This is a genomic window from Bradyrhizobium sp. JHI2711 (genome assembly GCF_056156565.1).
Window position 1 is genome coordinate 43,796 of the sequence record NZ_JBPZPT010000005.1, and the last position, 17,853, is coordinate 61,648.

Annotated in this window: 18 protein-coding genes; 13 read left to right on the plus strand and 5 right to left on the minus strand. The window is 63.8% G+C overall.

Features of this window, described 5'->3' with window-relative positions; genetic code table 11:
• Positions 1-106 precede the first annotated feature (106 nt).
• Positions 107-949, minus strand: a complete 843-nt coding sequence (locus tag ACTEK7_RS30865; RefSeq protein WP_225148272.1) for a uroporphyrinogen-III synthase — start codon at positions 947-949, stop codon at positions 107-109.
• Positions 950-1,090: 141 nt separating this feature from the next.
• On the opposite strand from ACTEK7_RS30865, the gene purU reads away from it, so the two are divergent.
• On the plus strand, positions 1,091-1,954 hold the full coding sequence (purU, locus tag ACTEK7_RS30870) for a formyltetrahydrofolate deformylase (RefSeq protein WP_036015720.1): 864 nt from the start codon (positions 1,091-1,093) through the stop codon (positions 1,952-1,954).
• 72 nt (positions 1,955-2,026) lie between these two features.
• Here the strand turns inward: purU and ACTEK7_RS30875 are convergent, their stop codons facing one another.
• The gene (locus tag ACTEK7_RS30875; protein WP_036015722.1) at positions 2,027-2,308 is read right to left on the minus strand and encodes a hypothetical protein; all 282 of its coding nucleotides are present in this window, start codon (positions 2,306-2,308) and stop codon (positions 2,027-2,029) included.
• A 576-nt stretch (positions 2,309-2,884) separates the two neighbouring features.
• On the opposite strand from ACTEK7_RS30875, the gene ACTEK7_RS30880 reads away from it, so the two are divergent.
• The 6 genes from ACTEK7_RS30880 to ACTEK7_RS30905 all read left to right on the plus strand — a co-directional run bounded on the left by ACTEK7_RS30880 (position 2,885) and on the right by ACTEK7_RS30905 (position 8,772).
• Positions 2,885-4,063 (plus strand): ABC transporter substrate-binding protein, encoded by a 1,179-nt coding sequence (locus ACTEK7_RS30880; RefSeq protein ID WP_036015725.1) that lies wholly within the window; start codon positions 2,885-2,887, stop codon positions 4,061-4,063.
• A 203-nt stretch (positions 4,064-4,266) separates the two neighbouring features.
• Positions 4,267-5,136, plus strand: a complete 870-nt coding sequence (locus ACTEK7_RS30885) for a branched-chain amino acid ABC transporter permease (RefSeq protein WP_036015727.1) — start codon at positions 4,267-4,269, stop codon at positions 5,134-5,136.
• An 8-nt stretch (positions 5,137-5,144) separates the two neighbouring features.
• Positions 5,145-6,173 carry a branched-chain amino acid ABC transporter permease gene (locus tag ACTEK7_RS30890; protein ID WP_225148273.1) on the plus strand — a complete coding sequence of 343 codons (1,029 nt, stop codon included), beginning with the start codon at positions 5,145-5,147 and terminating at the stop codon, positions 6,171-6,173.
• The gene (locus tag ACTEK7_RS30895) at positions 6,170-6,925 is read left to right on the plus strand and encodes an ABC transporter ATP-binding protein (protein WP_036015732.1); all 756 of its coding nucleotides are present in this window, start codon (positions 6,170-6,172) and stop codon (positions 6,923-6,925) included. The genes ACTEK7_RS30890 and ACTEK7_RS30895 overlap by 4 nt, the downstream gene beginning before the upstream one ends.
• On the plus strand, positions 6,918-7,634 hold the full coding sequence (locus ACTEK7_RS30900; RefSeq protein WP_036029900.1) for an ABC transporter ATP-binding protein: 717 nt from the start codon (positions 6,918-6,920) through the stop codon (positions 7,632-7,634). The genes ACTEK7_RS30895 and ACTEK7_RS30900 overlap by 8 nt, the downstream gene beginning before the upstream one ends.
• 19 nt (positions 7,635-7,653) lie before the next feature.
• The gene (locus ACTEK7_RS30905; RefSeq protein WP_036015736.1) at positions 7,654-8,772 is read left to right on the plus strand and encodes a cobalamin-independent methionine synthase II family protein; all 1,119 of its coding nucleotides are present in this window, start codon (positions 7,654-7,656) and stop codon (positions 8,770-8,772) included.
• 160 nt (positions 8,773-8,932) lie between these two features.
• Here ACTEK7_RS30905 and ACTEK7_RS30910 read toward each other — a convergent pair whose 3' ends face one another.
• Entirely contained in the window at positions 8,933-9,079 is a 147-nt protein-coding gene (locus tag ACTEK7_RS30910) for a hypothetical protein (protein WP_157784118.1), read from the minus strand.
• 319 nt (positions 9,080-9,398) lie between these two features.
• Here ACTEK7_RS30910 and ACTEK7_RS30915 point away from each other — a divergent pair, with 319 nt between their 5' ends.
• The 6 genes from ACTEK7_RS30915 (at position 9,399) to ACTEK7_RS30940 (ending at position 16,579) form a co-directional block, all read left to right on the plus strand.
• Positions 9,399-10,754, plus strand: coding sequence for a hypothetical protein (locus tag ACTEK7_RS30915; RefSeq protein WP_057028724.1), 1,356 nt, complete (start codon positions 9,399-9,401; stop codon positions 10,752-10,754).
• A 60-nt stretch (positions 10,755-10,814) separates the two neighbouring features.
• Positions 10,815-12,011 (plus strand): methionine adenosyltransferase, encoded by a 1,197-nt coding sequence (metK, locus tag ACTEK7_RS30920; RefSeq protein ID WP_036015759.1) that lies wholly within the window; start codon positions 10,815-10,817, stop codon positions 12,009-12,011.
• Between the two features lie 123 nt (positions 12,012-12,134).
• Positions 12,135-13,556 carry an adenosylhomocysteinase gene (gene ahcY, locus ACTEK7_RS30925; RefSeq protein WP_036015760.1) on the plus strand — a complete coding sequence of 474 codons (1,422 nt, stop codon included), beginning with the start codon at positions 12,135-12,137 and terminating at the stop codon, positions 13,554-13,556.
• Positions 13,557-13,715: 159 nt separating this feature from the next.
• On the plus strand, positions 13,716-15,176 hold the full coding sequence (locus ACTEK7_RS30930) for a flavin-containing monooxygenase (RefSeq protein WP_225148274.1): 1,461 nt from the start codon (positions 13,716-13,718) through the stop codon (positions 15,174-15,176).
• A 142-nt stretch (positions 15,177-15,318) separates the two neighbouring features.
• The gene (locus tag ACTEK7_RS30935) at positions 15,319-15,981 is read left to right on the plus strand and encodes a nucleotide-binding protein (RefSeq protein WP_225148275.1); all 663 of its coding nucleotides are present in this window, start codon (positions 15,319-15,321) and stop codon (positions 15,979-15,981) included.
• Positions 15,950-16,579, plus strand: a complete 630-nt coding sequence (locus tag ACTEK7_RS30940; RefSeq protein WP_225148276.1) for a phasin family protein — start codon at positions 15,950-15,952, stop codon at positions 16,577-16,579. Before ACTEK7_RS30935 ends, ACTEK7_RS30940 begins: the two co-directional genes overlap by 32 nt.
• A 121-nt stretch (positions 16,580-16,700) precedes the next feature.
• Here ACTEK7_RS30940 and ACTEK7_RS30945 read toward each other — a convergent pair whose 3' ends face one another.
• Both ACTEK7_RS30945 and ACTEK7_RS30950 read right to left on the minus strand, forming a co-directional pair.
• Positions 16,701-16,937, minus strand: a complete 237-nt coding sequence (locus tag ACTEK7_RS30945) for a tautomerase family protein (protein WP_225148277.1) — start codon at positions 16,935-16,937, stop codon at positions 16,701-16,703.
• Between the two features lie 15 nt (positions 16,938-16,952).
• Positions 16,953-17,663, minus strand: a complete 711-nt coding sequence (locus ACTEK7_RS30950; RefSeq protein WP_036015767.1) for an SDR family NAD(P)-dependent oxidoreductase — start codon at positions 17,661-17,663, stop codon at positions 16,953-16,955.
• Positions 17,664-17,853: the final 190 nt, after the last annotated feature.

Genomic DNA, 17,853 nt, shown 5'->3' on the forward strand with positions numbered 1-17,853 from the left:
ACGGCGATTTCCTTAACCTTGTTGTTTCTTCTTGCTGTGGCGCAACCTAACGCTGGCGATGCCGGTGTCAATCGCAGTCGCCGCAGGCCGCCCCCGCGCTCGGCTCTTACCTCGCCGCGCTGGCCGCTTTCCTGTCGGCCAACGCACTTGCCATGGCCGAGATCAGAGGACGCATGAAATAGGCTTCGTCGGCGGGCGAGACGTCCGCGCGCAAGCCATGCGCTGCTAGCTCGCCGGAAACGGCCGGGCCGACCGATGCGATCAGCGTGCGTTCGAGACCTGCGCGCAGCTTCGTCTCGCTGCCGCGCGCCTTGGCAACCTCGATCAGCCGGCGGACCTGGCCGAGATTGGTCAGGGCGATCGAGTCGATGCGTCCCTCTGCCATGTCGTCAATGGCGGCGACGATGTTGGCATCGGCAGCCTTGGAATCGTAGACGTAGGGCAGCACCGTATCGACGTCGGCGCCTTGCGCGGCCAGCGCGCCGGTCAGCGCGCTATGATCCTTGTCGGGATAGAGCTGCAGACCGAGGCGCCGCCCCTTCAGGTCGAGTCTGGCCAGCATCTCGATCACGCCTTCGGTAGTCGGCTTCTCCGTGGTCTGCTGCGCCTCGAGGCCGATCTCGCGCAGTGCCTTGCCCGGCTTCGGGCCGCGGGTGAATTTTTGCGCTTTGGCGAGCACCGCGACAAGGGCGGCGTCGAGGCCGCGGGCACGGGCGAGCTTCATGATGCGGCGCAGGCCTTCGCCGGTCATCAGCACGAGATCGTCGAAGGGCTTGTCGATGGCGCGGCGGATCCAGGCCTCGACTGGAGCCGGGTCCGGCGCATCATGGATGGTGAACATCGGGCATTGCACGACCTCGGCGCCTTGCTCGGCCAGAAGCTTGGAAAACTGCGCCTCCTCGCGCGTTTCCAGGATCAGGATGCGGTAGCCGTTCAAGCGGTCGGCCATGGGTATGCTCCGTTGAGAATTCGCAATTGTCCGTTCATCCTGACTCCGCGGTTGGGATTGGCGCAAGGGCGGGTCGGTGCTAGAGCAGGGCGCAATCCGCTGGATCGTTCCGCTGCACAAACCTTCATCAAGAGCCGAGCCTTGCCCGACCATCAATACGTCCTGACCCTGTCCTGTCCGGATCGCCCAGGCATCGTCTCGGCGGTCTCGACGTTTCTCGCTCATAACGGACAGAACATCCTCGACGCCCAGCAGTTCGACGACGTCGAGACCAAGAAGTTCTTCATGCGGGTGGTTTTCACAGCGGCCGATCTTGCCGTGGAACTCGCGGCACTGCAGACCGGCTTCGCCGCGATCGCCGAGCGTTTCGGCATGGAATGGCAGATGCGCGACCGCGCTGCGCATCGCAAGGTGATGCTGCTGGTGTCGAAGTCCGATCACTGCCTGGTCGACATCCTCTATCGCTGGCGAACCGGCGAATTGCCGATGATTCCGACCGCGATCGTCTCCAACCACCCGCGCGAGGTCTATGCCGGGCTCGATTTCGGCGGCATCCCCTTCCACCATTTGCCCGTCACCAAGGAGACCAAGCGCGAGCAGGAGACACAGATCATGGACCTCGTCGGCAAGACGAAGACCGATCTGGTGGTGCTCGCCCGTTACATGCAGATCCTGTCCGACGATCTCTCGGCAAAGCTGTCGGGGCGCTGCATCAACATCCACCACTCATTCCTGCCGGGCTTCAAGGGTGCCAAGCCCTATCACCAGGCCCATGAGCGCGGCGTCAAGCTGATCGGCGCCACCGCGCATTACGTCACGCGCGACCTCGACGAGGGCCCGATCATCGACCAGGACGTCGAGCGCATCAGCCATCGCGACACGCCGGAAGATCTGGTCCGCAAAGGCCGTGACATCGAGCGCCGCGTGTTGGCCCGGGCCATCCGCTACCATCTCGACGACCGCGTCATCCTCAACGGCCGCAAGACCGTGGTGTTCGTGGATTAGCGAATGGGGGACGAATGGTGAGTGCAGGGGGAGCGCGCCCTATTCGCTACTCCCTGTTCGCCATCCGCTTCCTCAGCGCCCCGCGCCAGCCGACGTCGTCCCCGTCGCGCCCTTCTGGGCCTGTTCTTCCTTCTCGCGATCGGTCGCCGGCATCAGCCGCTTGCGCTCGCGCTCCTTCATGTAGGCATCGTATTGCGGCGTGCCGGGCCGCGGCGGCGCATCAGCGGGCAGGCCGCCGGCCCATTGCGGGACGTAGTCGCCCATCCCGGCGGAGAGCTTCTCGTTGACCGTCCCGCAGCCTGCGAGATTGAGCAGGGCGAGTGCGGCGGCGATCGAAAGCGAGCGAGAACGCATGAATATCTCTGGTCGTGCCCCCGACGGGGCGCGGATGGTGGAGCGCCATAGGCGTTAGCGGCAACCATATCTCTCAATAGGTAAAATTGGCCTATTCGAGGGAGGGCAAAGCTGTATACAAAGAAGGTATTATAATAGGCATATTTTGTACTTGATGGGGTCGCCGCTGTTGGTACGGTATACACCGGGTATTTGTCATTGGACGGATCGTAGGACGGGGCATGCCACGGACGCACTTAAGATGTCCGGATTCTGCAAATGAGAGACTGAATCCTCCATCCCCGGTGTGGTGCGGCCCTCGTAGGGTGGCAAAGCCATCGCCCTCCGGCCCAGTGTCACAGGGCTTTTTCGTTGACAGGACCATTTCATTTGTACAATCGTACAAATAGCTCTCCGCCGTTGTTGAGGCAGATTGCGCGGCTTGCGCCTAATGGTCGCCCAACGTTCGATTGACAACGGGGTTACAGAGGACGCCATGTGGCCGCACGGCATGGCTTGTCCGTGAGTGAAGCGCGGCAAGGACCGGGTACTCGGTCCGCCGCACAAGAGGTGAGGAATGAAGGGGAGGGACATCTGATGTTCGAACGCAGGATTTTTTTACGCACCGCAGCGGTCGTTGCGATCGCGGGCCTCGCGGCCGTCGCGCCTGCCAAGGCGCAAGACACGGTCAAGATCGGGCTGATCCTGCCGATGACCGGCGGCCAGGCCTCGACCGGCAAGCAGATCGAGAACGCGATCAAGCTCTACATGCAGCAGAAGGGCGACACCGTCGCCGGCAAGAAGATCGAAATCATCGTCAAGGACGACGCGGCGATCCCGGATAAGACCAAGACTGCCGCGCAGGAGCTGATCGTCAACGACAAGGTCAACTTCATCGCCGGCTTCGGCGTGACGCCGGCCGCGCTCGCCGCCGCGCCGCTGGCTACCCAGGCCAAGATTCCTGAAGTCGTGATGGCGGCCGGCACCTCCATTATCACCGAACGTTCGCCCTATATCGTGCGCACCAGCTTCACGCTGGCGCAGTCCTCGACCATCATCGGCGATTGGGCGGTGAAGAACGGCATCAAGAAGGTCGCGACGCTGACCTCGGACTACGCGCCGGGCAATGACGCCCTCAACTTCTTCAAGCAGCATTTCACGGCCGGCGGCGGTGAGGTGGTCGAAGAAGTCAAGGTGCCGCTGCAGAACCCCGACTTCGCTCCGTTCCTGCAGCGCATGAAGGACGCAAAGCCGGACGCGATCTTCGTGTTCGTGCCGGCGGGCCAGGGCGGCAACTTCATGAAGCAATATGCCGAGCGTGGCCTCGACAAGGCCGGCATCAAGGTGATCGGGCCGGGCGACGTCACCGACGACGATCTGCTCAACAACATGGGCGACGCCGTGCTCGGCACGGTCACCGCGCATCTCTATTCCGCGGCGCACCCCTCGCAGATGAACAAGGATTTCGTCGCGGCCTACAAGAAGGCCTTCGGCAACCGTCCGGGCTTCATGGCCGTGGGCGGCTATGACGGCATCCACCTGATCTACGAGGCGCTGAAGAAGACAGGTGGCGACACCAACGGCGACAAGCTGATCGAGGCCATGAAGGGCCAGAAGTGGGAGAGCCCGCGCGGTCCGATCTCGATCGACCCCGAGACCCGCGACATCGTGCAGAACATCTACATCCGCAAGGTCGAGAAAGTGGATGGCGAACTCTACAATGTCGAATTCGCGACCTTCGAGGCGGTCAAGGATCTCGGCAAGACCAAGAAGTGACGCGCGAAAGCGCGTCATCCCGGGGCTCTCCTCACCTCTCCCGCCTGCCCTGCGGGAGAGGTCGACGCGGAGCGCCGGGTGAGGGTTCTCTCGTCGTCGTGAATCCTCCAAGTGGAAAGACCCTCTCCCCAACCCTCTCCCGCAAGCGGGAGAGGGAGTGCAGCACGGCCCTTGGCCACACTTGAGATGACCCTCGACTGCTGATGACCGCAATCCTCACCAACCTGTTCGATGGCGTCGCTTACGGCATGCTGCTGTTCGTGCTCGCCTGCGGGCTCGCGGTCACGCTGGGCCTGATGAACTTCGTCAATCTCGCCCACGGCGCCTTCGCGATGGCGGGGGGCTATATCTGCATGGTGCTGGTCAACCGGATGGGTTGGCCGTTCTTCGCCGCTTTGCCGCTCGCTTTCGTCTCCTCGGCTGCGATCGGCATCGCGCTCGAACGGACGCTGTACCGTCATCTCTACGCCCGCAGCCATCTCGACCAGGTGCTGTTCACGATCGGCCTGACCTTCATGTCGGTGGCAGCCGTCGATTACATCCAGGGATCCTCGCGGGTCTTCATCAATTTGCCCGCCGCGCTCCAAGGCCAGTTCGATCTGTTCGGCGTCGGTATCGGCCGCTACCGGCTGATGATCATCGTGATCTGCGGCCTGCTGACCATCGCGCTTCAAATGGTGCTGGCGAAGACACGTTTCGGCAGCCGCCTGCGGGCGGCGGTCGATGACCCCCGCGCCGCGAGCGGTCTCGGCATCAACGTGCCGCAGGTATTCGCCTTCACTTTTGCCTTCGGTTGCGGGCTCGCCGGCCTCGGCGGCGCGCTCAGCGCCGAGATCCTCGGCCTCGATCCGTATTTCCCGCTGAAGTTCATGATCTACTTCCTGATCGTGGTCACCGTCGGCGGCTCCTCCTCGATAACGGGCCCGTTCCTCGCCTCGCTGCTGCTCGGCATCGGCGACGTCGCCGGCAAATATTACGTGCCGAAGATGGGCCCCTTCGTGATCTACACCATCATGATCGTGATCCTGATCTGGCGTCCGAACGGCCTGTTCGGCCGCACGGCCGCGCGTTGAGTTCACCGATGAGCGCTGCTTCCGACGTCGGCTACCATGCCCAGCGCCAGGCGCGCTGGCACTACGGCGAAATCGCCTTCTGGCTGATCGTGCTGGCCTGCGGCTTCGCATTTCCGTCGCGCTATCTGATCATGACCGACATCCTGCGCCTCGCGCTGTTCGCGATGTCGCTCGATCTCATCCTCGGCTATGCCGGCATCGTTTCGCTGGGCCATGCCGCCTTCTTCGGCGTCGGCGCCTATGCCGCGGGGCTGCTGGCGCTGCACGGCATCGTCAAGGAGCCCGTGCTGGCGCTGATCGTCGCCGGCCTTGCCGCCATGGTGCTCGGCTTTGCCACCAGCTTCCTGGTGATCCGCGGCGTCGACCTGACGCGCCTGATGGTGACGCTCGGCATTGCGCTGCTGCTGGAAGCGCTCGCCGAGCGCTTCTCCAATATCACCGGCGGGACCGACGGCCTGCAGGGCATCGAGATGCAGCCGATCTTCGGCCAGATCCCGTTCGACATGTTCGGCAAGGCCGGCTTCTTCTATTCGCTCGCCGTGTTGTTCCTGCTGTTCCTGTTCGCCCGCCGCGTCGTGCATTCCCCGTTCGGCCTGTCGCTGCGCGCCATCAAGAACAATCCGCTCCGTGCCGCCGCCATTGGCATTCCGGTCAACCGTCGCCTGATCGCGATCTATACGCTGGCTGCGTTCTATGCCGGCATTGCCGGGGCGCTGTTCACCCAGACGACCGCGATAGCCTCGCTGGACGTGTTTTCCATGGAGCGCTCCGCGGACCTGATGCTGGTGCTCGTGATCGGCGGCACCGGCTATCTCTACGGCGGGCTGATCGGCGCGGTGATCTTCCGCATGCTCCAGGAATTGTTCTCGACCATCACGCCGCAATATTGGCAGTTCTGGATCGGGCTCGTGCTGGTCGTGATCGTGCTGGTCGGCCGCCAGCGCCTGCATCGCTGGGTGCTGTATGTGCCGAACCTGATCATCAGGCGGATTGCGGGGCGCAAGGCGATCGTTGCCGTGCCGGAGAGCGATTCATGACTATCGCGCTCGAAACCCAGAATCTCGAAAAGCAGTTCGGCGGCCTGCGCGTCACCCGCGATCTGTCCTTGAAGGTCGAGCAGGGCGCCCGCCACGCGCTGATCGGTCCGAACGGTGCCGGCAAGACCACGGTCATCAACCAGCTCACGGGCGTGCTGAAGCCGAACTCGGGCCGCATCCTGCTCGAAGGCCAGGACATCACCGATCTGCCGGTGCACAAGCGCGTGCTGCGCGGGTTGTCGCGCACGTTCCAGATCAACCAGCTCTACCCGGACCTGACTCCCCTGGAGACCATCGGGCTCGCGGTCTCCGAGCGCCTCGGCCATGGCGGCGACTGGTGGCGACGGATGGGCACGCGCAGTGACGTCAATGGCGAGACCGCCGATCTGCTCTCCCGCTTCCATCTGCTCGACGTCATGAACGAAGAGACCGTGACGCTGCCCTACGGTAAGCAGCGCCTGCTCGAGATCGCGGTGGCCATTGCGGCCAAGCCGCGCGTGCTGCTGCTCGACGAGCCCGCCGCCGGCGTGCCCGAGAGCGAGCGCCACGACATTCTCGCCGTCGTGGGCAGCCTGCCGCGGGACGTCACCGTGCTCCTGATCGAGCACGACATGGACCTTGTGTTCTCCTTTGCTGATCGCATCTCGGTGCTGGTCTCGGGCGCGCTGCTGACCGAAGGCCCGCCCGAAGAGGTCGCGCGCGATCCGCAGGTGAAGGCGGTCTATCTCGGCGAGGAGGCGGTCGATGTCTGACCTGCTCGCGATCGATTCGCTTCGCGCCGGCTACGGCGAGGCGGTGGTGCTGCCGAAGATGACGCTCCGCCTCGCCGAAGGACAGGTGCTGGCGCTGCTCGGGCGCAACGGCACCGGCAAGACCACGCTGATCAACTCCATCGTCGGCGTCACGCGCCGCTTCGCAGGCTCCATTGCGCTGGCCGGCACCGATGTGACGGCGATGCGGCCCGACCAGCGGGCGCGCGCCGGCATCGGCTGGGTGCCGCAGGAGCGCAACATCTTCCGCTCGCTAACGGTGGAAGAGAACATGACCGCCGTAGCGCAGCCCGGTCCCTGGACGGTCGAGAAGGTGTACGAGATGTTCCCGCGGCTGAAGGAGCGGCGGAGCAATTTCGGCAACCAGCTCTCCGGCGGCGAGCAGCAGATGCTGGCGATCGGTCGCGCACTTACCCTCAATCCGAAAGTCCTGCTGCTGGACGAGCCGATGGAGGGCCTTGCGCCCATCATCGTCGAGGAACTCTTGAAGGCGATCGGGACCATCACCCGGTCCGGAGGTATCTGCTCGATCATCGTAGAGCAGAATGCCCAAAAGATTCTGGGGCTCGCCGATCGCGTTGTGATATTGGAGCGCGGAACGATCGTCCACGACGCTCCGAGCGCCGCGCTGAAGACCGACCCCTCTGTCCTGGAGCGCCATCTCGGCGTCGCCGGGGCGGCGGCCCACTAAGATGTCCAGGGAGTAACACATGCAGCGAACCACAGCCCCCTTCCGCGCCGACGAGGTCGGCAGCCTCCTGCGTCCGCTCAAGATCAAGGAAGCCCGTAGCCGGCTGGAGAAGGGCGAGATCTCGGCCGACGATCTGCGCAAGATCGAGGACATGGAGATCGAGAAGGTCGTGCACAAGCAGGCCTCGATCGGGCTGAAGCTCGCGACCGACGGCGAATTCCGCCGCTCCTGGTGGCATTTCGACTTCCTGGCCAAGCTCACCGGCTGCGAGCTGTTTCACCCCGACACCGGCATCCAGTTCACGGGCGTGCAGACCCGTCACGATGCGGTCCGCGTCATCGGCAAGCTCGACTTTCCAGACAGCCACCCGATGCTGGACCACTTCCGCTTCCTGAAGAAGGTCGCCGACCAGGCTCACGTCACCGCCAAGATGACGATCCCTTCGCCGGCAGTGCTCCACTTCCGCGGCGGACGCAAGTCGATCTCCAAGGACGTCTATCCCGATCTCGACGCCTTCTACGAAGATCTCGGCAAGACCTACCGCAAGGCCGTGAAGGCGTTCTACGACGCCGGCTGCCGCTATCTCCAGTTCGACGACACCGTCTGGGCCTATCTCTGCTCGCAGGACGAATTGCAGAAGGCACGCGAGCGCGGCGATAATCCGGATGGGCTGCAACAGATCTATGCGCGCATCATCAACTACGCGCTGGCGGAGAAGCCGGCCGACATGGTGGTGACGACCCACGTCTGCCGCGGTAATTTCCGCTCGACCTGGATTTCCTCGGGTGGCTACGAGCCGGTGGCCGAGACCATGCTCGCCGGCACCAATTACGACGGCTACTTCCTGGAGTACGACAGCGACCGCGCCGGCGGTTTCGAGCCGCTGCGCTTCCTGCCCAAGGGCAACAAGGTCGTCGTGGTCGGCGTCATCACCTCGAAGTTCGGCGAGCTCGAGAAGAAGGACGACATCAAGCGCCGCCTGGAAGAAGCCGCCAAGTTCGCGCCCTTGGAGCAGCTCGCGCTGTCGCCGCAATGTGGCTTTGCCTCGACGGAAGAGGGCAACATCCTCTCCGAGGAGGAGCAGTGGGCCAAGCTCAGCCTCGCGGTCGAGATCGCGAAGGAAGTGTGGGGGCAGTAAGGCTCCGCCGTTAAGGCTCACCCGTGTCCCGGACGCGCAGCAACGCTCCAGCGTTGCTGCGCAGAGCCGGGACCCATGCTGCTCGACTTGCTGCGCGGAGCTATAGGCCTCAGCTCTGCAGCGCACCGCTGAAAAGCGCTGCGCTGCGTCGGGGCACGAGTCACTTCTCCGCCAGATAGACCCCCACAGAGAGGAGTTCGACCATGGGCACGTGCTTGTTCTTCGGGGTCGAGATCACCTTGCCGCGCCTGGCTTTGCCGCGATTGAGCTCGTGCCGCTCGGCGGGCCGTGCCCCTGCACCTCCCATGCGATGATTCCTTCGCAGGCATTGATCATCTTGTCTGCCGGCGTCGTGTCCGCCGTGCAGCTCGGCTCGAGCTGATTGCGCGTGCCTGCGCGACCGCGGGCGGACCACAGGAGCGCGGCGAGCAGGGCGACCGGGCAGGCGCGCACGGTAAGGAGGCGATCAGAGGAGAAGCGCCAGTTGTTGCTCGGCGGGGCCAGAGTGGGGCGCGGCTCGCGGCCGGAGCAAACTATGAAGGAGGCGCTTGGATCCGCTATTCCCTCAGTGGGCAGATTTTGCTAGGAGATTGGTCCCAATCCGTCTGCCCACCGATTTCCCACTCATGAAGAACGACGAAATCCTGAGCCAGATCACCGACTTCTGCCGCAAGGCGGACATGGCGGAATCGACGTTCGGCCGGCGCGCGGTGAACGATGGGAAGCTGGTGCACCGCCTGCGCGAGGGAAAGCGCATCACCATCGACACGCTGGAGCGGATCCAGGCCTATATGGCGGCGTCGATGGCCGGCGGCGTGCCGCCGCCGCGGGGACTTCAGGTACCGCCCGAGAAGCGCGATCCACGAGGCAATTTCCGCTTCTTCGAGAACCGCCAGAAATACCTGCTGTTCGTCCACACCTGCAGCGAAAAGCGGGTGATCGCGGACCGCGTCGCGCTGGAGCTTGCCTCGATCCATCCGCGCCCGCCGGCGCTGCGCCTGTTCGACGCCGGCGTCGGCGACGGAACGGTGCTGGCGCGGGTGCTGCGCGCCACGCACCAGCGCTTTCCGCACATGCCGTTCTACGTCGCGGGCAAGGAGCTCAGCCTGGAGGATTTGCGCCTGACGCTGGAGAAGGTGCCGGACCGCATTTTCGAGCACCCGGCATCGGTGTTTGTGTTCACCAACATGTTCTACGCGGAGGCGCCCTGGCTGACGCCAGCGTCGCCCGCCGCGGCGGCCGCCACCGTCTGGCACGAGGTGCCGCTCCGCGGCGCTTCGTCGGGCGAGTTCGAGCAGCAGATCGCGGAGCTGAGGCCGTTTCTGGAGCAGAACTGGCGCGCTGCGATCAGCCCGCGCACGGCCATGCCGCTCTACGAGCGGCCGGTCGTCCTCGTGCTCTATCGCGAGGACCACAGGTTCCTGCTGGATTCGACCATTCCGCGGCCAGGCCAGACTGAGGCCAATTTCGACCTCGTCATCGCATCCCAGCCGTACCGGGCCCTGTCATCGGTCAATTTCCGGGCCAAGCGGATCATTGCACCTCTGGCGCGGGCGCTGCGGCCGGGCGGCAGGCTGATCGGTATCCACTCCCATGGGCAGGATCCGGGCATGGAAATGATCCAGGCGATCTGGCCGGGAGAAAATCCTTTCTCAGTCAGCCGTCATGAGCTACTGCGTGCCGTTAAGTATGAACTTGGATCGGTGGGCCGCGACTTAAATTTTAATGCATACGCGGACAATCGTTCGATCTTCAGGTATGATATGGAAGCTCTGCCCAACGAGGTCACCGGCACCATCGGAACCTCGACGGCCTTTGCAGCGTGGAATGCGGCGGTGTATGTCGCTCAGATTGAGGACGACCGATTGACAGAAATGACTCAAAACGGCCGCACTCTGGATGCCGCCAGGGATGTGCTGCGGAAGTACAACGGGCTCTGGTTTCTCGACGAATCCTACGTCATCTCGCGCCGGCGTGATTGACATCATCAAAAGTAAACATCGCAAACGCCCGCCGGCTAGCGGCGGAACAAGGGGTTACTGATGCGCGCGTCCTATCTCTTCACCAGCGAGTCCGTGTCCGAGGGCCATCCGGACAAGGTCTGTGACCGGATCTCCGATGAGATCGTCGACCTGTTCTACCGTGAAGGGCCTAAGGCGGGCATCGACCCCTGGCAGATCCGCGCCGCCTGCGAGACGCTCGCGACCACCAACAAGGTGGTGATCGCCGGCGAGACCCGCGGCCCGAAGTCGGTGACCAACGAGCAGATCGAGGGCGTCGTGCGCGGCGCGATCAAGGACATCGGCTATGAGCAGGAAGGCTTCCACTGGAAGACCTGCGACATCGAGATCCTCCTGCACCCGCAATCGGCCGACATCGCCCAGGGCGTCGATGCGCTGCAGCCGGGCGAGGTCAAGGAAGAAGGCGCGGGCGACCAGGGCATCATGTTCGGCTACGCCACCAACGAGACGCCCGATCTGATGCCGGCGCCGATCTTCTACGCCCACAAGATCCTGCGCCTGATCTCGGAAGCCCGCCACTCCGGCAAGGAGAAGGTGCTGGGTCCGGACTCCAAGAGCCAGGTCACCGTGCAGTACGAGAACGGCAAGCCGGTCGGCGTGCGCGAGATCGTCGTGTCGCACCAGCATCTGGTTCCCGACCTCAGCTCGAACCAGGTTCGCGAGATCGTCGAGCCCTATGTGCGCGAGGCGCTGCCGAAGGACTGGATCACCGCGAAGACGATCTGGCACATCAACCCCACCGGCAAGTTCTACATCGGCGGTCCCGACGGCGATTCCGGCCTGACCGGCCGCAAGATCATCGTCGACACCTATGGCGGTGCGGCCCCGCACGGCGGCGGCGCGTTCTCCGGCAAGGATCCGACCAAGGTCGACCGCTCCGCGGCCTATGCTGCGCGCTACGTCGCCAAGAACATCGTCGCCGCCGGTCTTGCCGACCGCTGCACCCTGCAGCTCGCCTACGCCATCGGCGTGGCGCGCCCGCTGTCGATCTACATTGACACCCACGGCACCGGTAAGGTTTCGGAAGACCAGCTCGAGAAGGCCGCCGCCAAGGCGATGGACCTCACCCCGCGCGGCATCCGCACTCATCTCGATCTCAACCGGCCGATCTACGCGCGCACCTCGGCCTACGGCCATTTCGGCCGCACGCCCGACAATGAGGGCGGCTTCTCCTGGGAGAAGACCGACCTCGTCGAGCAGCTCAAGCGCGCGCTCTAGTTCTCTTGCGTCATTCCGGGGCGCCGCGACGGCGGCGAATCCGGAATCTCGAACCTCCGAATTCCGGGTTCGCTCGTGTCACGAGCGCCCCGGAATGACGGGCCAAACAAACAGGAACCTCTCATGAACGCGAAGCCCGGCTTCACCGATTACATCGTCAAGGACATTTCGCTCGCCGATTTCGGCCGCAAGGAGCTCTCGCTGGCCGAGACCGAGATGCCTGGCCTGATGGCCACCCGCGAGGAGTACGGCCCGAAGCAGCCGCTGAAGGGCGCGCGCATCGCCGGCTCGCTGCACATGACGATCCAGACCGGCGTGTTGATCGAGACGCTCGCCGCGCTCGGCGCCGACATCCGCTGGGTCTCCTGCAACATCTATTCGACGCAGGATCACGCTGCCGCTGCGATCGCCGCCGCCGGCATTCCCGTCTTCGCCGTCAAAGGCGAGACGCTGACCGAGTACTGGGACTACACCGCCAAGCTGTTCGACTGGCACGGCGGCGGTCACCCGAACATGATCCTCGATGACGGCGGTGACGCCACCATGTATGTCCATCTCGGTCTGCGCGCCGAGAACGGCGACACCGCTTTCCTCGACAAGCCCGGCTCCGAGGAAGAGGAAGTGTTCTTCGCGCTTCTGAAGAAGCAGCTCAAGGAAAAGCCGAAGGGCTACTTCGCCGGGATCGCCAACAGCATCAAGGGCGTTTCCGAGGAGACCACGACGGGCGTGCATCGTCTCTATGACATGCAGAAGGCAGGCACGCTGCTGTGGCCGGCCATCAACGTCAACGACAGCGTCACCAAGTCGAAGTTCGACAACCTCTATGGCTGCCGTGAATCGCTGGTCGACGGCATCCGCCGCGGCACCGACGTGATGCTGTCGGGCAAGGTCGCGATGGTCGCCGGCTTCGGCGACGTCGGCAAGGGCTCGGCCGCCTCGCTGCGCCAGGCCGGCTGCCGCGTCATGGTCTCCGAGGTTGATCCGATCTGCGCGCTGCAGGCGGCGATGGAAGGCTACGAGGTCGTGACCATGGAAGACGCCGCGCCGCGGGCCGACATCTTCGTCACCGCCACCGGCAACAAGGACATCATCACCATCGAGCACATGCGCGCGATGAAGGATCGCGCCATCGTCTGCAACATCGGCCACTTTGACAACGAGATCCAGATCGCGTCTCTGCGCAATCTGAAGTGGACCAACATCAAGCCGCAGGTCGACGAGATCGAGTTCCCCGACAAGCACCGCATCATCCTGCTGTCGGAGGGCCGCCTCGTGAACCTCGGCAACGCGATGGGCCATCCGTCCTTCGTGATGTCGGCGTCCTTCACCAACCAGACGCTGGCGCAGATCGAGCTGTTCGCCAACAACAAGGACGGCAAGTACGAGAAGAAGGTCTACGTGCTGCCCAAGACGCTCGACGAGAAGGTCGCCCGCCTGCACCTCTCCAAGATCGGCGTCAAGCTCACCGAGCTCCGCAAGGACCAGGCCGACTATATCGGCGTGAAGCAGGAAGGCCCGTACAAATCGGACCACTACCGCTACTGAGCCACCGGTTCGACCAACCATCGACGCAAAGCCCCGGAGCGATCCGGGGCTTTGTTGTTTCGGGGCATGGAATTCAATTCGCTTTGCAGTTGCGGCACGTTGATTGCCGATTGACGGCCAGCAGCGGCAGGCGGACAATCCGCCCCGGCGGAGGAAACCATGCAACAAGAACATTTCGACGTGCTGATCGTCGGCGCCGGGCTATCAGGCATCGGCGCCGGCTATCATCTGCAGACCAAGTGTCCGGCCAAGAGCTACGTCATCCTCGAGGGACGCGATTGCATCGGCGGCACCTGGGACCTCTTCCGCTATCCCGGCATCCGCTCTGACAGCGACATGTTCACCCTCGGCTATTCGTTCAAGCCGTGGACCGATCCGAAGGCGATCGCCGACGGGCCGCAGATCCTGAACTACGTGCGCGAGACTGCTAGCGAGAACGGCATCGACAAGCACATCCGCTTCCACCACCGCGTCAAGCGCGCGGCGTGGTCGACGCCGGATGCGCGCTGGACCGTCGAGGCCGAGCGCATCACGGGCGAGGGCGCGACCGAGCTGGTGCGCTTCACCTGCAACTTTCTATTCATGTGCTCAGGCTATTACAAATACGAAGCGGGCTATACGCCGGAGTTCAAGGGCGTCGCTGATTTCGCCGGCCGCATCGTGCATCCGCAGAAATGGACCGAGGACATCGACTACGCGGGCAAGCGTGTCGTCGTGATCGGCTCGGGCGCGACAGCGGTAACGCTGGTGCCGGAGCTCGCCAAGCAGGCGGAGCAGGTCACCATGCTGCAGCGCTCGCCGACCTATGTGGTGTCGCGGCCGGCGCAGGATCCCGTCGCCAACAAGCTGCGCCGCAACCTGCCGGCGAAGTTCGCCTATCACCTGATCCGCTGGCGCAACGTGATGTGGGGGATGTTCTTCTTCCAGCTCAGCCGGCGCAGGCCGGCGAAGGTGAAGGATCTCATCCTCAAGGGCGTGAGGATCGCGCTCGGCCCGGACTACGACGTCGCGACCCACTTCACGCCGCGCTACAATCCCTGGGACCAGCGGCTGTGCCTCGTGCCCGACGGCGACCTCTTCAAAGCGATCCGCGAGCAGCGCGCCAGCGTCGTCACCAGCGAGATCGACACCTTCACGCATGACGGCATCCGCCTGAAGGACGGCCGCGAGCTGGCGGCCGACATCATCGTGACGGCGACCGGGCTGGTGCTCCAGGTCGCCGGTGGCCTCGAGGTCAGCGTCGACGGCCGCTCCGTCGATTTCGCCAACACGCTGACCTACAAGGGCATGATGTATGCCGAGGTGCCGAACATGGCCTCGGCCTTCGGCTACACCAGCGCGTCCTGGACGCTGAAATGCGACCTCACCTGCGAATATGTCTGCCGCCTCATCAATTACATGGACCGGCACAATTTCCGCCAGTGCATGCCGCACAACGATGATCCCACCATCACCGCGCAGCCTTCGCTCGATTTCACCTCGGGCTACGTGCAGCGCTCGATCGCCAAAATGCCGAAGCAGGGCTCGAAGCGGCCCTGGCGGCTCCACCAGAACTACGCGCTCGACATCGTCTCGTTGCGCTTCGGTCGGATCGACGATGGCGTGATGCAGTATTCCTGATCTTGCTACGTAGGATACCGGGATAGCCTCGCGTTCGCTTGAGACGAATCGCGACTTGCGGTAGTATTTTTTGCGCTGCAAGAAGTTTATTTCCGGCAACGTCTGAGTTCCGCGTCGTTGCCATCTAAGGGGAGCGCAGGACATGCACGTCCTTGCCCTGGTCACGCAAAAAGGCGGAAGCGGCAAGAGTACGCTGTCCGTTGGACTGGTGGTGGCAGCAATGCAGCGCGCTGAGCGCGTCGCTCTCATTGAGGCGGACGCGCAAGGTACGATCTCGAAATGGAAAGAGCGCCGCGATCATCCCTATCCCCGCGTCGAGCGCGTTGCCGATCCTGCCGAGATCGAACCGTTGATCGCGCGGCTGAAGGCCGAAGGCGTCTGGCTTGCCATCGTCGACACAGCTGCCACGACCAACAGCCTGGCGCCGCGCGTCATCGCCTGCGCGGATCTCTGTCTCATCCCGGCGCGCCCGAGCCCGGCCGACATCGAAGCCGCAATTCCTACACTGATCGCCATTCGCAGGCTCAACCGCCGATTTGCCTTCATCCTCAATCAGACACCGACGCGAGGGTGCCGGCTGAGCGAAGCTGCCACATCACTAAGCTCGCTCGGCGTGCTTGCACTCCCGTTTATTGCGCAGCGTAACGATCACCAGGATGCACTCGGAGCGGGATTGGGCGTGACGGAGTTCGCACCGGCGGGCAAAGCTTCGGACGAAATTGTAAGTTTGTGGGGTTGGATCGCGGCGCACTTGGCCGAGGAGTCGGACGATTATGGGAAAGGCGCGCTCAAAGCTGCCTGCTGACGTTGCACGCACCGGGCGTCGCTCGCTGCTGGAACTGGCCGCGGAAGTGAGCCGTGCGGTCGACGAGGGCTTGGCCATGCCGCCGGGCCCAGTCGTCGTCTTCCCGCACGATGCGCCGCAGATCGCGCAAGAAGCACCTGCTCCGATGACTGTTCCGGTACAAGAAGCTACCAGCGTCATCGTTGCAACACCTGAACCTCCGAGCAGCACCACCACTGATCTCATCGTGGACATGGTCAAGGAGTATCAAGCCCGCGCTTTGGACGGCATGAGCACTACGCTCAACTACGCCAACGACCTCGCAAAGTCACGGCTGGCCAGTGTGAGTTCAGAGGCCAATGAAGCCGTCGTCGTGGAAAGCGATCTCATCGACGCGATTGGGACGGCAGCCGAGTGTCGCACCGTCGTGCTCGAACTGATGAAGGTCAATGCAGGCGCGACCTTGGAGTATGCGCGGGAGCTAGGGCGTGCAAAGACTCTGGCAGAGTTGGTTGAGCTGTCGGGCACGCATGCGCGAAAGCAATGCGAGTTGGTCCTGAAGCAAACCGAGTTGCTGAGGTCGCTCGCTCAAAGCATGACAAAGCCCAGTGCCAGGTGATGCAGCTCGCCTGCGCGAAGGGCGGGACCAAAACCCGAGCGGTCGCCGAGATGGCCGGTGACGAGCGGGCTGACGATCGTGCCGAGGTCATGTCATCCTCTTGCGCGCGACGGCGTGCAGATCATCCTGCCTGGGCGGCGCGGTGACGGCGGAATTCCTGCACGGGCAGGCCGCCCCAGCCCCAATTGTCGGTGTCGACCTCCTCGATCACGACGAAGGTGGACTCGAGCGGCTTGCCGAGCACGTCGCGCAGCAGCTCGCTCGAGCCCTTGATCAGTGCGGCCTTCTCCTCCGCCGTGAGCGACGCCGCAACCGGCGCCGTTCCCTCGCGGGTCACTTGAATGGTGACGATGGGCATTGTCGTTCTCCTCGCTCAGTGGCCGGCGCTCTGGCCGCCGTCGACATGCAGAATTTCGCCGGTGACAAAGGAGGCGCCCTCGAGATAGAGCACGGCATCGACGATGTCAGACATCTCCCCCATATGGCCGACCGGGTGCAATGCGTCGAGCTGGGCATGCGTCGCGACCGGGTGCATCGGCGACTTGATGATGCCGGGCGACACCGCATTCACGCGGATGCCGCGCCTGGCGTATTCGATCGCGAGCGACTTGGTCGCGGCGTTCAGCCCGCCCTTGCTCAGCGAGGCCAGCACCGAGGGCACATTCGAATTGGCCTGATCGACCAGCGTCGTCGTGATTTGGACGACGTGGCCAGACCCCTGCTTCTCCATTTCGGCGATGGCAAGCTGCGTGATGTTGAAGAAGCCCGCGACATTGGTGCCCATAACTGCGGCATAGTCCTCGGCCGTGTACTGGGTAAACGGTTTTGCGACGAAGATGCCCGCGTTGTTGACCAGCGTGTCGACTCGGCCGAAGCGGGCGATCGCTTGCGACACCACGCGCTCTGCGGTGGACCGCTCGGCGATGTCGCCTGCAACGGCGAGGACGTCGTCGTCACCCGACGGCTTGATGGAGCGCGCCGTTGCGACGACGCGATAGTTGCGATCGCGAAAACCCTGGACCAGGGCGGCGCCGATACCCTGCGATGCACCGGTGATGATGGCGACCTTCTGCTCGATACCCATGACGGGCTCCTGTTGTTGGCTTGAAAACCTGCGCCAGCGGCGGCTGGCTTGGGCGTTGAGGTACGCTGCGGCGGCTTGCTTGCGAATATCCGCTGCCCGGCAGACACTCTTTCGCGACGCGAACGAATGCCGGATCGATCCTTGCGGAGGTTGTCGCAGCCGGCGCAAACGCCTAGCTTTCAGCCGAAAT

Bases quoted from the DNA above. Each gene is read 5' to 3' on its own strand.
- ACTEK7_RS30865 (WP_225148272.1), bottom strand. From the start codon at position 949: ATGGCCGACCGCTTGAACGGCTACCGCATCCTGATCCTGGAAACGCGC.
- ACTEK7_RS30875 (WP_036015722.1), bottom strand. From the start codon at position 2,308: ATGCGTTCTCGCTCGCTTTCGATCGCCGCCGCACTCGCCCTGCTCAAT.
- ACTEK7_RS30880 (WP_036015725.1), top strand. From the start codon at position 2,885: ATGTTCGAACGCAGGATTTTTTTACGCACCGCAGCGGTCGTTGCGATC.
- ACTEK7_RS30885 (WP_036015727.1), top strand. From the start codon at position 4,267: ATGACCGCAATCCTCACCAACCTGTTCGATGGCGTCGCTTACGGCATG.
- ACTEK7_RS30890 (WP_225148273.1), top strand. From the start codon at position 5,145: ATGAGCGCTGCTTCCGACGTCGGCTACCATGCCCAGCGCCAGGCGCGC.
- ACTEK7_RS30895 (WP_036015732.1), top strand. From the start codon at position 6,170: ATGACTATCGCGCTCGAAACCCAGAATCTCGAAAAGCAGTTCGGCGGC.
- ACTEK7_RS30900 (WP_036029900.1), top strand. From the start codon at position 6,918: ATGTCTGACCTGCTCGCGATCGATTCGCTTCGCGCCGGCTACGGCGAG.
- ACTEK7_RS30905 (WP_036015736.1), top strand. From the start codon at position 7,654: ATGCAGCGAACCACAGCCCCCTTCCGCGCCGACGAGGTCGGCAGCCTC.
- ACTEK7_RS30910 (WP_157784118.1), bottom strand. From the start codon at position 9,079: ATGGGAGGTGCAGGGGCACGGCCCGCCGAGCGGCACGAGCTCAATCGC.
- ACTEK7_RS30915 (WP_057028724.1), top strand. From the start codon at position 9,399: ATGAAGAACGACGAAATCCTGAGCCAGATCACCGACTTCTGCCGCAAG.
- metK (WP_036015759.1), top strand. From the start codon at position 10,815: ATGCGCGCGTCCTATCTCTTCACCAGCGAGTCCGTGTCCGAGGGCCAT.
- ahcY (WP_036015760.1), top strand. From the start codon at position 12,135: ATGAACGCGAAGCCCGGCTTCACCGATTACATCGTCAAGGACATTTCG.
- ACTEK7_RS30930 (WP_225148274.1), top strand. From the start codon at position 13,716: ATGCAACAAGAACATTTCGACGTGCTGATCGTCGGCGCCGGGCTATCA.
- ACTEK7_RS30935 (WP_225148275.1), top strand. From the start codon at position 15,319: ATGCACGTCCTTGCCCTGGTCACGCAAAAAGGCGGAAGCGGCAAGAGT.
- ACTEK7_RS30940 (WP_225148276.1), top strand. From the start codon at position 15,950: ATGGGAAAGGCGCGCTCAAAGCTGCCTGCTGACGTTGCACGCACCGGG.
- ACTEK7_RS30945 (WP_225148277.1), bottom strand. From the start codon at position 16,937: ATGCCCATCGTCACCATTCAAGTGACCCGCGAGGGAACGGCGCCGGTT.
- ACTEK7_RS30950 (WP_036015767.1), bottom strand. From the start codon at position 17,663: ATGGGTATCGAGCAGAAGGTCGCCATCATCACCGGTGCATCGCAGGGT.